The following is a 14,904-nucleotide window of genomic DNA, read 5'->3' on the forward strand; positions in this document are numbered from 1 at the left end:
CGAAGGCTGCCGACAGCCTACATCGGATGAATGATGGTACGGGACCGGCATCGATGAAGACAAAAACGGCGACACGATTGGCAGCGATCCTCACGGCGATTTTGGTGAGCGCTTCCGCTGGGGCGCAGACCGTTTATCAGAACGGATTTGCCCCGGCGCCCGACGCCTATGCGAACTTGCCCGGCGTCAAGGATCCGCGGACGCTGCAACCCAAGGTCCGTTATACCTGCCACAGCGAACTTGGTACGACGGGCTATTCACGGGGTCCTCACCGGGATGTTTTCGGAAGTCGTGGGCTTCCCGTTCAGGGTTACCGCTGCACCGATGAAAACGGCATTTCCAGCTTTGGCGGCAGAAATCCCGTCTCCAAGGATTGGTATCCTGGCATCAATCCTGTCGACCCGACCTTCTGAAGTAATATGACTTAAAGCGGCGTTTGCGCCGCCCGCACTCTGGACTTGTTGTCGCTTTTTCAGATAAATCTTTGACATGACAGGTTGATAATACTGCCGAGGTGCGGGGTGACGTCGGCCCTGCCGATGTTCTGGGCCGATGCTGGGGAATGCAAGCATGACGAAGACCGATATAGCAACCCGTGTCCACAATCACACCTGGAAACTCGATCCGATCGTCCGCAGCCTGATCGATACGGATTTCTACAAGCTGCTGATGTTGCAGATGATCTGGAAACTCTATCCGGAAGTCGATGCGACATTCTCCCTGATCAACCGCACCAAGACGGTGCGGCTGGCCGAAGAGATCGACGAGATGGAACTGCGCGAGCAGCTCGATCACGCGCGTACCCTGCGTCTCTCCAAGAAGGAGAATATCTGGCTTGCGGGTAACACCTTCTATGGCCGTTCGCAAATCTTCGAGCCGGAATTCCTCTCCTGGCTTTCCAGCTATCAATTGCCGGAATATGAGCTTTTCAAGCGGGACGGTCAGTATGAGCTGAATTTCCACGGCCGCTGGATGGACACCACGCTGTGGGAGATACCCGCGCTTGCGATCATCAACGAGCTGCGTTCACGCAGCGCCATGCGCTCGCTCGGCTATTTCACGCTTGATGTTCTCTATGCGCGTGCAAAGGCCAAGATGTGGGAAAAGGTAGAGCGGCTGCGGGAACTGCCGGGCCTGCGCATTTCCGATTTCGGCACCCGCCGCCGTCACAGCTTCCTGTGGCAGCGCTGGTGCGTCGAGGCGCTGAAGGAAGGGATCGGGCCTGCCTTTACCGGCACGAGCAATGTCCTTCTTGCGATGGATTCCGACCTTGAAGCCGTCGGCACCAATGCGCATGAACTGCCAATGGTGGTTGCGGCGCTTGCCCAGACGAACGAGGAACTGGCTGCCGCGCCCTATCAGGTCCTGAAGGACTGGAACCGGCTTTACGGCGGCAACCTGCTGATCGTGCTGCCCGATGCTTTCGGCACCGCTGCTTTTCTGCGCAATGCCCCGGAATGGGTGGCGGACTGGACGGGCTTCCGCCCCGACAGCGCACCGCCGATCGAGGGCGGGGAAAAGATCATCGAGTGGTGGCAGAAGATGGGCCGCGACCCCCGCAAGAAGATGCTGATCTTTTCCGACGGTCTTGATGTCGATGCCATCATCGACACCTACAGGCATTTCGAAGGCCGGGTCCGCATGAGCTTTGGTTGGGGCACCAATCTGACCAATGATTTTGCCGGCTGCGCACCGAAGACCATCGCCAGCCTCAAGCCGATCTCCATCGTCTGCAAGGTCAGCGATGCCAATGGCCGTCCGGCGGTGAAGCTCTCCGACAATCCGCAGAAAGCGACGGGCGAACCGGCCGAAGTGGAGCGCTACCTGAAGTTCTTCGGCGAGGAAGACCACAAGGAACAGAAGGTTCTTGTCTGATTGAGGCCAGGCGCTCCGGTAAACGAAGCGCCCTTGGGCGTCACATCATCGGTGGCGTCAGCTCACTTCGCAAACTGGTGTGCGATGTAATGGAAGAGTGCTCTGATGCCCTGCGCCTCTCCACCGATCGACGAGTGATGTCGCTCGCTGAGTGACCAGCCGTAAATATCGAAATGTGCCCAGCGCTTCGTATTGGTGACGAAACGCTTGAGGAACAGGGCGGCGGTGATCGATCCGCCCATACCGCCAGACGGTGCGTTGGTGATATCGGCTGCGCGTGAGCGGATATCCTTGTCGTATCCCATGTAAAGCGGCATCCGCCACAGCGGATCGTCAGTATCGATGCTGGCTTCCGCGATATCATGGGCCAGATCGCTGTCATCGGTGTAAAAGGGCGGCAGATCCGGGCCGAGAGCGACGCGGGCCGCACCCGTCAGCGTTGCCATGTCGATCATAAGGTCCGGCGCGTCCTCGTCGGCATAGGCCAGCGCATCCGCCAGAACGAGGCGGCCTTCGGCATCCGTATTGTCGATCTGGACCGTCAGCCCCTTGCGGCTTTTGTAGATATCGCCGGGGCGGAAGGCGTTGGAAGAGATCGAGTTTTCGACGGCAGGCACGAGGACGCGGAGATCGACCGGCAGCTTGGCGTCCATGATCATCAGTGCGAGACCGAGAACATTGGCAGCACCACCCATGTCCTTCTTCATCAGGGCCATGGAAGCGGCAGGTTTGATATCGAGACCGCCGGTATCGAAGCAGACGCCCTTGCCGACAAGGGTCAGGCGGGGATTGCCCTTCTTGCCCCAGTTCATCTCCAGAAGACGCGGCGCGCTTTCGCTGGCGCGGCCGACGGCGTGAATCAACGGGAAGTTCTCCTTCAGCAGATCGTCGCCGGTGGTGACATTCACCTTTGCCTTGTAATGGGCAGCAAGCGCACGGAAGGCGATCTCAAGCTCGTCCGGCCCCATGTCGTTGGCCGGAACATTGATGAGATCTCGCGCAAGGAAAACGCCGGCCAGAATGCGCTTGATTTCGCCATCCTCGGCATCCTGCGGAATGAGAAGTTTGGCTCCGCTGGTCTTGGTGGTCTTGTATTTGTCAAAGCGGTAGCTGCCGAGTCCGAAACCGAGCGCCAGGCGATTGGCCGTCAAAGGCGCGGTCTCGACATGCCATTCGCCTTCCGGCAACTCACGGGCGAGCTTTCCGGTGATGAAGGGGACTTCGGACGGATTGCCGCCAAGGCCGAGAAGGACGCCGCCCAGCGAACCATCAAAGGAGGGGACGAGCAGTATGGCGCCTGCTTCCGCCTTGAAACCCGCTTTTTTCGCCCAGTCCAGCGCGACAGGATCGATGGCGCCCTGTTCGATATGGGCGGGCGTAACGGCAAAAACCGGCAGGGTGCTACCGGCTTTTGAGCTGAAAGGGGTCGGGCGTTCGATGAACTGATAGGGCGCCATGGTCTGCTTTCGTAACTGTCGAGAATCGGTGCGATTAACGCTCTGTTAGGGTTAACAGATTATTGCTTAAGCGAAAGTTGCGTCATGTGAGTCTGTCGTATGTCGGGCGCAAGATCGATAATTCTTGGGCGGGGGCGCTGCCATGACTGCATTTTCTTTGGGCGAGACCGGTCGGGCAGGGTTGCTGCGGGGAGCATGTCTCGCAGCGCTCGTTTTAACCATCTCCGGATGCGCGAGCACAAACAAGCCGGACCGCATGTCGACCGGTTCCATTCCTGCCGCCACACGCTCCTATGACCAGATGAACATGGATCAGCTGCGGCAGGCGGAGGCGACGGCGGGTAAAGCCTATGAGCGCAGCCCCAAGGACAAGTCCACCGGCATGAATTATGCCAATGTGCTGATGATGACCGGCAAGAACACCCAGGCGCTTGCCGTGATGCAGCAGATCACCATCGCCAATCCGTCCGACCGCGAGGTCCTTGCCGCCTATGGAAAGGCGCAGGCGGCCTCTGGCCAGCTCGAACAGGCCCTTTCGACCATCCAGAGAGCCCAGACGCCTGACCGCCCAGACTGGCGGCTTTATTCCGCTGAAGGCGCGGTGCTTGATCAGCTTGGCCGGTCGAACGAGGCCCGCGCCAGATACAGGCAGGCGCTCGATCTCAAGCCCAACGATCCAAGCGTGCTTTCAAACCTCGGCATGTCCTATGTCCTGTCGAGCGATCCCCGCACCGCCGAGACATATCTGCAATCGGCCATCGCCCAGCCGGGTGCCGACAGCCGCGTCCGCCAGAACCTTGCACTTGTGGTCGGTCTTCAGGGACGTTTCGCGGAAGCCGAGCGCATCGCGGTTCAGGAACTCTCGCAGCAGCAGGCGCAGGCAAATCTGACCTATCTGCGTGCAATGCTTTCGCAGCAGAATTCCTGGCAGCAGCTGGCGAAAAAAGACAATAAGCCAGCCGGTTGATCCGCGTTGAGACGCCTTCATCGGTCTCGGGGCCAGCAAAAGATCGCCGCTCAATCTGTTGAGCGGCGTTTTACTTTGTCAGAAGGTGTCGAGCACCCTGATAATGGCCGGGCCGAGAATGACGGCAATGAGCACCGGCAGAAAAAATATAATCATCGGCACGGTCAGTTTCGGCGGCAGAGCCGCTGCTTTCTTCTCAGCTTCGTTCATGCGCTCCTCCCGGCCTTCCTGCGCCAGAACGCGCAGCGCCTGAGCCAGCGGCGTGCCGTATCGTTCCGCTTGAATGAGCGCCTGCACCACGCTTTTGACACCGTCCAGCTGTGTGCGCGTGCCGAAATTCTCAAGCGCAACTCGCCTGTCCTGAAGGAAGGAAAGCTCCGCTGTCGTCAGCACCATTTCCTCCGCCAGTTCGGGTGACTGCTCGCCCATCTCTTCCGCGACACGACGCATCGCGGCCTCCATCGACACACCGGATTCGATACAGATCAGCATCAGATCCAACGCATCCGGCCAAGCGCGCTTGATCGAGGCCTGCCGCTTGTTCATGGCGTTCGAAACGTAGATATTGGGCGCGTAAAAACCGATATAACCGAAGATCAGAACAGCCATCAGCCTGACAATAAAAGCTTTATCTGCCAGGTTTCCAAGAACGAAGACCCAGGTAAAGGCTACGGCAAGAAACACGAATGGTAGCAAGAACCGTGCGGCAAGAAAGGTGTTAAGTGCATTCTGTGAACGAAAACCCGCTGCGCGCAGCTTGGTCATGGTGTTCGCGTCCGCGAGTGCTTCCTGGAGATTGAATTTTTCGACGATGCGGCGCGCGGATTTATTATTGCTGCCGCGCAGGGACGTTTTCCCATCTTTCGAGACGGTCGCAATGCGTTCGCGCTCCCGACTGCGAATAAAATCGCGCTCCGACGACACGGCCTTCATACGCTTGGCGAAGTCTTTCCGCTCGAAGAACGGCATGATGAGCGTGTAGAGGGTGGCGAAAACCGCAAGCATGACCAAAACAGCGATGATTGTTTGCGGATCCGTCAGGCTCGAAAGAAGTTTTCCCGTCATGCCCGCGCCCTCAAATATCGAAATTGATCATTTGGCGCATGATGAAAATCCCGATCAGCATCCAGATACCGGATGCTCCGAGAATGATGTGTCCGCGCAAGTCGGTGAAGAGTACCGACAGATAGTCGGGCGATGTGAAGTGCACCAGCAGCATGACGATGAAAGGCAGCGCGCCGATGATGACCGCCGACGCTTTCGCCTCCATCGAAAGAGCATTCACCTTGGCGCGCATCTTCTTGCGATCGCGCAAAACTTTTGAAAGATTGGACAGCGCTTCCGAAAGATTACCGCCTGCCTGCGCCTGAATGTTGATGACGGTGCCGAAGAAGCTCACCTCGAAAAGGGGCATGGTCAGCATCATGCGTTCGATCGCCTGCGGAATGCTGATGCCGACCTGCTGCGCATCGACAACGCGCTGGAACTCTGTTTTCACCGGCTCCTGCCCATCTGACGCGATCAATCGCACGGCGTCGTTCAACGGCAGGCCGGACTTGATCGAACGGCACATGACGTCCAGTGCATTTGGGAATTCCTCGAGGAATTTTTTCTGCCGGCGCTTGAGAAGAAACGCCAATCCCCATCGTGGCAGCCCTAACGCCACGACGGCCCCTATGAGCAGGCCGATGAGCGGTGACAGGCCGTAAAGAATGGCCATTAAACAGGCAAAGACCGCCGCGCCTACGCTCAGCAGGTGGAATTTTCGAACTGAAATCTGTAGGCCGGCCTGAACGAGCTTGTCGCGCAAACTGACATTCTTTGCCTTTTTTGCCTTTTCATTTTGTTTCTTTTCCATATCCCGCAGGCTGTCCTGCATGGATTTGCGGCGCTTGCCGAGCTCCTGAACGCGGTCCCGAGCAGCCTTGATGTTAGCGTGATCGGTTTCGGCGGCCTTAACCCGTTTGACGCGGCTGGTGGTCTTTTTCTCGACCTCTATCTGCTGAAAAAGAAAGGCGTAAGCCAGCGCCCCTGCCGAAATGGCGACAAGTACGGCCAGCAACACGATCGTGGGGTCCATGGCAGTCGCCTTCCCTTAGGATGTCTTTTCCATTTCATCGAGCGCGGCCGCCAGACGTTTTTCCTCACCGTAGTAGCGCGCGCGATCCCAGAAATGGGGTTTGCTGATACCCGTGGAGACGTGTTTGCCAATCAGCCTGCCTTGCGCGTCCTCACCTTCGATTTCGTATCGCATCAGGTCCTGGGTCACGATGACATCGCCTTCCATGCCGATCACTTCAGTGATCTGCGTTATCCGGCGTGAGCCATCGCGCAGGCGCGCGGCTTGAACAACAATGTCGATCGATCCCGAGATGATTTCCCGCACGGTTTTCGCCGGGAGAGTGAAGCCGCCCATGGCGATCATCGATTCGATACGGCTGAGGCATTCGCGCGGCGTATTGGCGTGGATCGTTCCCATTGAACCGTCGTGACCGGTATTCATAGCCTGCAGAAGGTCGAACACCTCCGATCCGCGCACTTCGCCGACGATGATGCGTTCGGGGCGCATACGAAGGCAGTTCTTGACCAGATCACGCATGGTGATCTCGCCTTCGCCTTCGATATTCGGCGGGCGTGTCTCGAGCCTCACCACATGCGGCTGCTGAAGCTGCAGTTCGGCTGTGTCCTCGCAGGTGATGACGCGTTCATCCTTGTCGATGAAGCTGGTCAGGCAATTGAGAAGCGTGGTTTTGCCGGAGCCAGTGCCGCCCGAGATGACAATATTGCAGCGGACGCGACCGATGATCTTGAGCAACGTCGCGCCCTCGGGCGTGATCGCGCCAAAACGCACGAGCTGGTCAAGCGTGAGCTTGTCCTTCTTGAATTTTCGGATCGTAAGCGCTGGACCGTCGATGGCGAGAGGCGGTGCGATAACGTTGACGCGCGACCCATCCGGCAGGCGGGCGTCGCAGATCGGGCTCGATTCGTCGACACGTCGTCCAACCTGGCTGACGATGCGCTGGCAGATGGAAAGCAACTGGCTATTGTCGCGAAAGCGGATATCGGACTCGATGGTTTTGCCGCCGACTTCGATGAAGGTCTGGCCGGAGCCGTTGACCATGATATCGGCAATGTCGTCGCGCGCGAGAAGCGGTTCCAGCGGCCCGTAGCCAAGGACGTCGTTGCAGATGTCTTCGAGCAGTTCTTCCTGCTCGGCGATCGACATCGCAAAACTTTTGATCGTGATGATGTCGTTGACAATATCACGGATTTCCTCGCGCGCGCTCTCCGCATCGAGCTTGGCGAGTTGCGAAAGGTCGATTGTATCGATGAGCGCGGAAAACACCTGGCTCTTGGTGTTGTAATAATCTTCAGTGCGGGCACGTTTTTTCTGCGGCGACTGCGCAGCTGCTTGTGCCTGTCGCGTTGCTGGCGATTGGCCGGGCTCAAGAGTATCTATTGCCGACGGCCGGGGCTCGGATATGGTCGGCGCCGGCGTGGTGGCAGGTGCGACAAAATCCGGCTTTGTGACTCTGGCTGGGCCTTCGGGCCCGCGTTTTCCGAACATCGGCTTTTCCGTCTATAGGCGCGAAGAGAAGACCTATTTGCGCTTGAGAATATTCTTGAGCTTGTCCAGACCGCCACGCTTGCTTTTGCGCAGGACGGCGCGGCCGGTGATGGTATGGGCAATTTGCGAGAAAGTTTCCGCGATCTGGGATTTTTCATCCATCTCGCTGATCATGCGTCCGCTGTTGGCAGCATTTCCGAACAGCTGGGTATCGAATGGAATGATCGCGATCGGCTCTATTTCCAGCGGGTCGAGGAAATCCGCCGGAGCGATTTCCGGACGTTTCGGCATGCCGACCTGATTGAGAACGAGATGCGGCAACTTGTCGTTGGGCCTCAATTTTATCAGCGCGTCGAACAGGTTTTTCGTATTGCGCAGATTTGCGAGATCCGGAACGGCCGTAATCACCACCTCGTCAGCTTCCGCAAGAACCGCCCGTGTCCAATCGCACCATTGATGGGGAAGGTCGAGAACCGCGACGGGGGCACTGCGCTGCAAAACCTCCAGGATCGGCAGAAAAGCCTGACGATCGAGATCATAGGTCCTGTCAAGGAGAGACGGTGCCGCCAGCAGCGACAGATGGTCGGAACATTTCGTCAGGAGACGGTCGAGAAACACCTCGTCCAGTCGTTCCGGCGAAAACACCGCTTCCGCCATGCCCTGGGCGGGGTCCTGATCGAAGTCGATATTGGCCGTACCATAGGCAAGATCCATATCCGCCAGAATGGTTTCGGTGGAAAACAGGGTCGAAATGCCAAAAGCGCAATTATGCGCAATCGTCGACGATCCGACCCCACCTTTGGCGCCGATGAAGGCGATGTTGCGGCCGAGCGGCTCCGCCTCCGGATCGACAAAGATCGTTGCGATCGAGGCCAGCAGATCGGCCATATTGACCGGGGCGACAAGATATTCGGAAATGCCGTTGCGGATGAGATCGCGATAAAGCGTGATGTCATTGTGCCGGCCGACGATGATGACACGGGTGGAGGGGTCGCAAACCTCCGCCAGAGGTGCAAGATCGTCCAGCAGCGAAGCCGGTGAGCTTGCTGTTTCGAGAACGATGAGATTTGGGGTGGGAGAAGACGAAAACATCGTCGCCGCCGCGTTAATATCCCCCTTGGTTACCCGCAGGGTAACCTTGCTCATGCGCCTGTCACCGGACAATGCGTCCATGACACCCTGCATGTTTTCGCTGACGCAGAAAGCATGAACGGATATGCGGGGCAGCGGCCGCAGGCGATCCATATCTGCGGCACGGACCGACTGCTGCGGCTCTGCTCCGTCGCTTGATTTTATATCGTACTCTACCGCGCTCATCGTCTTTCCTGCCGTGACCATTGTTGGAATCGCATCAGTTCGACGCCGTATTCTTGCCTTGCCGATAGTTGTCGATGACCACCGCACGACGCTCCGCATCGATGGGGCTCATGCCACGCGGACCAACCAGGTCCATGGGATTGGCGACCTGTGCCGCAAGATTGCTCTGGGAGGCGCACCCGAAATTGTACCAGTTCTTGTTGGCGAAAGTGTTATCCGAGAGGTCCTCGGGCCACTGGCCGCATTGCCCGGTCATGGCAGTGACTGCCACATAGCTCAAACGAATGGGGGCGGCGTCGCCGTTCGGAGATGCGGCGTAACGTGTCTCCACGATCTTGCCCGAGGACACGCCGGCGCCTGAAAGCGTTGAGCGGATTTGTTTCGCCATCCTTGATGCTACCGCCGAATTGGCTGATCCCGACGGTGTCTGGATATTGATAACGCCCGTCGACATCGACGCATAATTCTGCGCGAAACCGCGGACATTGTCCGCCATTGCCGTGGTCAGCCGGCTGTCGCCCGCCGAAACCGGAATATCCAGAGAATGTTCTGCTTCCGACAGGGTGATCGGATGGCGTGTACGGTAATCGTCGGGGATGGCATTGGTCGTCAAGGGATCGCGTGCGCAGCCTTGCAACAGCCCCGCAGCGAGCGCGATGATGGCGACGAGACCGGCGCGTTTACCGGACAGGTTAAGGGAAAAAGAGGAAGAAGTTTCCTGCATGATGTTTCCTGCCCCCATCGGGCTTGTTCTGAAAAGGGGATTTAGCGCGCGTGCCGTCATTTGTAGATGAACCCCACCGAACCCTGATAGGGGGCCGCCTGAACCTGATCTTTCCGGCCATAGACCTTGTTGACACGGTTCATGAAATACATGGCGGCGTCATTTTCCGGGTTGAAGTTGTCGTCCGGCCGCGCGATCTGGTTGCGCGCGACAGGTCGCACCAGATAGGGCGTCGCGATGATGACCAGTTCCGTCTCGTTACGGAGAAAATCCTTGCTGCGGAAAAGCGTGCCGAAAATCGGGATTTTCGATATGCCCGGAAGTCCCGACATGGCCTGGCGGATATTGTCCTGAACCAGACCGGCGATGACGATTGAGCCACCTGATGGAAGCTCGACTGTTGTGGAGGTCTCGCGCTTGCGAATAGACATGTAGGTGGTGCCCGGGATGTTACGACCCACATTTCCGGTCACAACATTGCCTTCATAGGTTGGTTCGGAAACATTGGTCTCGATTTTAAGGCTGATCCGCCCGGGCGACAGCACAACCGGCCTGAAGTTCAACGTGATGCCATAGTCAACTGTATCGGTGGTACGAGTTATGGTCTGCTGGCCTGTGTCTTTGTCGATGGAGACTTCCTGGTCCGCGGGCAGACGGAAATCTCCTCCCACGTAGAACTTTGCCTGTTCGCCGGAGATGGCGGTGAGGCTGGGTTCGGCAAGCGTGCGCACGACACCCGCCTGCTCCATGGCGTTGAGATAGGTAGCAAAGTTGAGCGAGCCGGAACCGATCGAACCACTGGCTATTCGCGAGGCAGTGCTAATTGCATTTCCAAGATTGGATGGATTTGCGAACTCGAAGCCGTTATTGCTTGTCGAGCTACTGATGGAGCCGTTAAAGCCGAGCTGCTTCAACACCTGTCGGCTGACTTCGGCGACGGTCACCTTCAATGTCACCTGATCTTCGCCTTCGATCGTCAGCATATTGACGATTTGCGATACTTGACGGTTTTCAGCAAAAATCGCCGCATCTCCGCCATTGTCGCCACCCGTCAGCGATATATTGCGTGTGGTGGCTTCGCCGCCTTTCAGAAAGGCTTCGGCAAGCTGTACGGCGCGCGCTGAATCCTGCGGTGTGCGCACACTACCGGTCAGAACGATGTTATCCGAAACGATTTCCACCTTGATGTCGGATTCGGGAATAAAGCGACGAATATTGGCTTCCAGCCCGACAATATCTCGTTCCACTTCGAGATCGAGGCTGACAATTTCGCGACCACCATCACCGAAAATGAAAATATTGGTCTGTCCTACGGTTTTGCCGAAGAGATAAATCCGTCTGGACGTGCGAGTGACAGCATCAGCGAGGCTCGGATCGGCAACAAGAATGTCATGAGCATCCTCCGGCAGGTCAATGACCAGCGCCTTGTTGAGGCCGAGTTTCAGGCGTTTACGAATACCTGTGCCGCTTTCGGTGATCCGTACGATGCTGGCGCTTTGTGCCACAGCCTCGCCGAGACGCAGGAATTCAGGCGAATGCCTTCCCGGAATACCTGAAAAAGCCACACAGAACGCAAGCCCACCCACCATTGATGAACGCAGGTGTTTTTTTAAGTGTCTTGCCATGAACGCCCCGGTCATTGTGATGCTCCCTGATTGCCCTTCACGATCGAGCCGGATTTGATCACCTGAATTTCCGGCTGGCCGGAACCGCCGTTGAGGAGATAGCCCGCTGAAAGCGTATCGTTTTCCTGTGCATCTGCGATCGAGCGCAGAGCAAGCGTGAGGCGATCGGCCATCTGCTGCGCCACAGTGATGATCTTCGCCTGCTCAGGCGTCAGTTCCAGGGTTGCAGTCGCACCCACGACGGCGGAAATACCGTCTTCGCCCTCTTTGATCTGTTGGTCGATTGCCAGAACGCGGACATTGTTCAAGACGTTCTCGGTCAGGAAGTTGCCGTTATCGCCCTTGCGAACCATGATGACATCAACCCGGTCATTCGGCAGCACGAAGCCGCCCGCGCCGGTCGCGACGGAAATTTCCGTGGCCACGGCGCGTTTACCGGCTGGCAAAAGCGAAGACATAATGCGGGTGCTGGAGTCTACGACCTTTTCCGGACGCACCGGTTCGCCCTCGAACAGGGGTAGCCGCACGACGGCGCCCGTGAGCTCGGTGATCGCGTTCGGGCTTTTGGTTTCGGTTATGAAGCTGTCGATGACATTACCCTGCGGCCAGGGCGTCCAGCGCATAGAACTGTCATTCAGGCGGCTACCGACGGGAAGATTGACCGAGGAAACGAGAACGTTGACCGTCGGCTCCTTCTGGATGATCGTTTCCGCTTTTTCAATGACCTGCTTGGTGCCGGAAATCTGCATGGCTACAAGGCCTGCAAGACCAGCAGCAACAAGGGCAACGGAGAGAATAACGATACGCGACGGTTTCATGCCCGATCCTTGAGGGAATCAAATTTTCTCCCCTCAGGATGGCGTGCGATTGGTATAATTATGGTTAATATTGTTCTTGGATTTGTAGTTAACAGGCCTTTAACCTGAGTTCGCTCAAGAAAGACTGGCGATGGCTGCTTTTACAAGTGGTGCTTCACCATAGGTCAAAAGCCCAGCTATAGCGATGCCGATACCATAGGGGATTTTTTTTGCCACCAAAAGAGAATCCGGAATCGGAATACCCACTGCCATTATTTCCTGAGATCGCGATCGCAAGAGCAGGATGCCCAGTGTTAATACACCGCCAATAAAAGTTACCGCTAGCAGAAACTCAGCGAGTGCGGCGTTGAATCCGAACCACACAGCCGCAGCCGTGAGTAGCTTTGCGTCTCCACCGCCCATGACCTTGGCTGCAAACAGCGCAAAACAGGCGAAGAGGACAGCGGCGCCCGCCACGAGGCTCATTGCGAAAGTTTGCCAGTCCATGCCCGACAACGGTGCGACCACGATAAAAGACAATAGAAGTACAAGCGATATTCTATTGGGTATGGTCATGCTGAAAAGATCGTTCAGCGCGGCAAAGGCGAGGCACAGAGGCAATATCAGGAAAATTGCGGCTACGATCATGTGGTTAATTCCGTCAGGGATTTAGCATTTACGGTAGTGGCAAATGTTGGAACAACCATGGTGACAAACGGCTAAGGTGGCCGCTCGGTTCAGGAGCGGCCACCAGATTAAGCTAAATAGCTCTTACTTTGCCGCTTCGGTCGCAGCGGTCGTCATCTTCGTTCCGATGCTGGTGAAGAGCGCATTCAGGCGGGTGCCAACGGTTGTGGCGCCGCCAATGATGGCAACGGAAAGCAGGGCGGCGATCAGGCCATATTCAATTGCCGTGGCGCCAGATTCGTCCTTGAGGAAACGAGCAAAAATCTTGGTCATGAGTATCTCCTAACTCTTGTTTGGTTCAGCACGCCGACAACTGTTTTCCGTTGTTCGGTTGGGTTCAAACTACAGCCGAGCAATTTCCAAGCGCTTAAAAAAAACGATTAATCCAAAGTAAACGTCGGGATGAGTTTCTTTTGGTAAATAAAGATAAAAAGTATTTCTTGTATTTTTATTTTTCCTGAAAAACAAATATATGCCGCGGCAAGTTATTTTTTTCATTTCGGGAAAGACGCTCTCTTAATGAGACATATGTGTTCAGTTTTGACGCTGGATGGACGCGGCCGGAAATAACTTCAATTACACATGGTTACCGCCCGTATCGCACATTTCCGTCATTTAACACTTCATTCACTAAAACCCCGCATTCTATGGGGCATCAGAGTACGGGTAGTGAGCAGGGGCCAAACGCGTGTCATCGGGAAAACTGGCGAAAATTTTGGTCGGCGTGTCCGTCATTCTGGTAGGAGCGCTTCAACCCGTTTTTGCTCAGGAGGATACGTTGCGTGTTTCGATGAATCACGCCCGTGTCCTTCGTCTTGATCGTCCCGTTAGCAAGGTTATCGTCGGTAACTCGAAAGTCGCGGATGCCACGGTAGCGGACGCCACCACGATCGTGCTGACCGGCCGCAGCTTCGGCACGACAAATCTCGTTCTTCTCGATGCCGAAGGTAATCCCATCGTGGATGAACGCATTCTCGTTTCCATTGACGAGGGTAATACGGTTCGTGTGTTCCGCCAGACGGAGCGGACCGTACTTTCCTGTACGCCCAATTGCGAGCAGCATTCGCAAAATAGTGGCGATAAAGACACCCAGCCGTAAAGCCGTTTACGTCTAACTCAATACCAACAATAGAGTGCGATTCCGCATGCGAAAAAAGCGAGCCTTTTGTCCAGAGTGACAAAGGCGGCTTCGTATGCGTCATGGGTATTTTTGCGAGGAAAATCGGCGCTGAACTTCAGCAAAACGAAAAACCGCAACATCTTCCCCTGCATTCTGCAGGAGGACTGAATGTTGCTGTTTTTTCGTCTAAGTATTTGATCTGGCTAAGATCAAAAATGGAATGGTGCCCAGAAGAGGACTCGAACCTCCACACCCTTTCGAGTACCAGCACCTGAAGCTGGCGCGTCTACCAATTCCGCCATCTGGGCGACGGAGAGCGATGTACGAGGGCAGCCGCCCGGTGTCAACAGACTTTTTGAACTTTTATGACGATCATTGATTTTAAAGGGAAAAAACTTGGTTGAGTGCTGTTGAAACATTTTGCCGCATCAATTGTCGAGCCCTTCGTGCTTCGTCTTGTCGACGTGACCGAGGTCGCGCTCCGGGTCGATGACATCGCGGATTCTCTGTTTGAGTTCTTTTGGACCCGGAAAACCGCCATCGCGCTTGCGCTCCCATATGATCTCGCCGTTAACGGCAATCTCGAACAGGCCGCCCGTTGAGGGAACGAGGCTGACTTCGCCAATGTCGGAAGCGAAGGTTTGCAAAATCTCCTGCGCCATCCATCCGGCGCGAAGCAGCCAGTTACATTGGGTGCAGTAGCGGATGGCTATGTGGGGTTTGGTCTCGGTCATCATTATGTTTCCTTCAGTGCGCGGTCACGACAA

General features: G+C 56.3%; 15 protein-coding genes and 1 tRNA gene. 4 read left to right on the forward strand and 12 right to left on the reverse strand.

Going from position 1 to position 14,904, the window contains the following annotated elements; genetic code table 11:
* The first annotated feature begins 53 nt into the window (after positions 1-53).
* Together JZY08_RS14610 and pncB are read left to right on the forward strand one after the other, a co-directional pair.
* On the forward strand, positions 54-413 hold the full coding sequence (locus tag JZY08_RS14610; RefSeq protein WP_035241962.1) for a hypothetical protein: 360 nt from the start codon (positions 54-56) through the stop codon (positions 411-413).
* Positions 414-570: 157 nt separating this feature from the next.
* Entirely contained in the window at positions 571-1,875 is a 1,305-nt protein-coding gene (gene pncB, locus JZY08_RS14615; protein WP_065114598.1) for a nicotinate phosphoribosyltransferase, read from the forward strand.
* A gap of 62 nt (positions 1,876-1,937) precedes the next feature.
* Here pncB and JZY08_RS14620 read toward each other — a convergent pair whose 3' ends face one another.
* On the reverse strand, positions 1,938-3,332 hold the full coding sequence (locus JZY08_RS14620) for a M17 family metallopeptidase (RefSeq protein WP_216330525.1): 1,395 nt from the start codon (positions 3,330-3,332) through the stop codon (positions 1,938-1,940).
* A gap of 256 nt (positions 3,333-3,588) precedes the next feature.
* Between JZY08_RS14620 and JZY08_RS14625 the strand changes: the two genes are divergently transcribed.
* Positions 3,589-4,299 (forward strand): tetratricopeptide repeat protein, encoded by a 711-nt coding sequence (locus tag JZY08_RS14625; RefSeq protein WP_216330526.1) that lies wholly within the window; start codon positions 3,589-3,591, stop codon positions 4,297-4,299.
* A 78-nt stretch (positions 4,300-4,377) separates the two neighbouring features.
* Here the strand turns inward: JZY08_RS14625 and JZY08_RS14630 are convergent, their stop codons facing one another.
* From JZY08_RS14630 to JZY08_RS14670, 9 genes are all read right to left on the reverse strand, one after another.
* Positions 4,378-5,364 (reverse strand): type II secretion system F family protein, encoded by a 987-nt coding sequence (locus tag JZY08_RS14630; protein ID WP_216330527.1) that lies wholly within the window; start codon positions 5,362-5,364, stop codon positions 4,378-4,380.
* Positions 5,365-5,374: 10 nt separating this feature from the next.
* Positions 5,375-6,379 carry a type II secretion system F family protein gene (locus JZY08_RS14635; protein ID WP_082183479.1) on the reverse strand — a complete coding sequence of 335 codons (1,005 nt, stop codon included), beginning with the start codon at positions 6,377-6,379 and terminating at the stop codon, positions 5,375-5,377.
* Positions 6,380-6,394: 15 nt separating this feature from the next.
* Positions 6,395-7,867, reverse strand: coding sequence for a CpaF family protein (locus JZY08_RS14640; protein ID WP_082183481.1), 1,473 nt, complete (start codon positions 7,865-7,867; stop codon positions 6,395-6,397).
* Positions 7,868-7,900: 33 nt separating this feature from the next.
* Positions 7,901-9,184, reverse strand: a complete 1,284-nt coding sequence (locus JZY08_RS14645) for a CpaE family protein (protein ID WP_216330528.1) — start codon at positions 9,182-9,184, stop codon at positions 7,901-7,903.
* A gap of 34 nt (positions 9,185-9,218) precedes the next feature.
* The gene (locus JZY08_RS14650) at positions 9,219-9,908 is read right to left on the reverse strand and encodes a CpaD family pilus assembly protein (protein WP_216330529.1); all 690 of its coding nucleotides are present in this window, start codon (positions 9,906-9,908) and stop codon (positions 9,219-9,221) included.
* Positions 9,909-9,964: 56 nt separating this feature from the next.
* Complete coding sequence (locus JZY08_RS14655) at positions 9,965-11,548, reverse strand: type II and III secretion system protein family protein (RefSeq protein WP_216330530.1); 1,584 nt, start codon at positions 11,546-11,548, stop codon at positions 9,965-9,967.
* Positions 11,545-12,351, reverse strand: a complete 807-nt coding sequence (cpaB, locus tag JZY08_RS14660) for a Flp pilus assembly protein CpaB (protein ID WP_216330531.1) — start codon at positions 12,349-12,351, stop codon at positions 11,545-11,547. The genes JZY08_RS14655 and cpaB overlap by 4 nt, the downstream gene beginning before the upstream one ends.
* 114 nt (positions 12,352-12,465) lie before the next feature.
* Positions 12,466-12,978 carry a prepilin peptidase gene (locus tag JZY08_RS14665; protein WP_216330532.1) on the reverse strand — a complete coding sequence of 171 codons (513 nt, stop codon included), beginning with the start codon at positions 12,976-12,978 and terminating at the stop codon, positions 12,466-12,468.
* A 123-nt stretch (positions 12,979-13,101) separates the two neighbouring features.
* Positions 13,102-13,290 (reverse strand): Flp family type IVb pilin, encoded by a 189-nt coding sequence (locus JZY08_RS14670; RefSeq protein ID WP_035219443.1) that lies wholly within the window; start codon positions 13,288-13,290, stop codon positions 13,102-13,104.
* A 442-nt stretch (positions 13,291-13,732) separates the two neighbouring features.
* Here JZY08_RS14670 and JZY08_RS14675 point away from each other — a divergent pair, with 442 nt between their 5' ends.
* Positions 13,733-14,116 carry a pilus assembly protein N-terminal domain-containing protein gene (locus tag JZY08_RS14675; RefSeq protein ID WP_253204069.1) on the forward strand — a complete coding sequence of 128 codons (384 nt, stop codon included), beginning with the start codon at positions 13,733-13,735 and terminating at the stop codon, positions 14,114-14,116.
* A gap of 242 nt (positions 14,117-14,358) precedes the next feature.
* Here JZY08_RS14675 and JZY08_RS14680 read toward each other — a convergent pair.
* A tRNA-Leu gene (locus tag JZY08_RS14680) sits at positions 14,359-14,445 on the reverse strand.
* Between the two features lie 120 nt (positions 14,446-14,565).
* Positions 14,566-14,871, reverse strand: coding sequence for a SelT/SelW/SelH family protein (locus tag JZY08_RS14685; protein ID WP_035241964.1), 306 nt, complete (start codon positions 14,869-14,871; stop codon positions 14,566-14,568).
* Positions 14,872-14,904 lie beyond the last annotated feature (33 nt).

Source organism: Rhizobium sp. X9 (assembly GCF_018873185.1).
Lineage (GTDB): Bacteria > Pseudomonadota > Alphaproteobacteria > Rhizobiales > Rhizobiaceae > Agrobacterium > Agrobacterium oryzihabitans.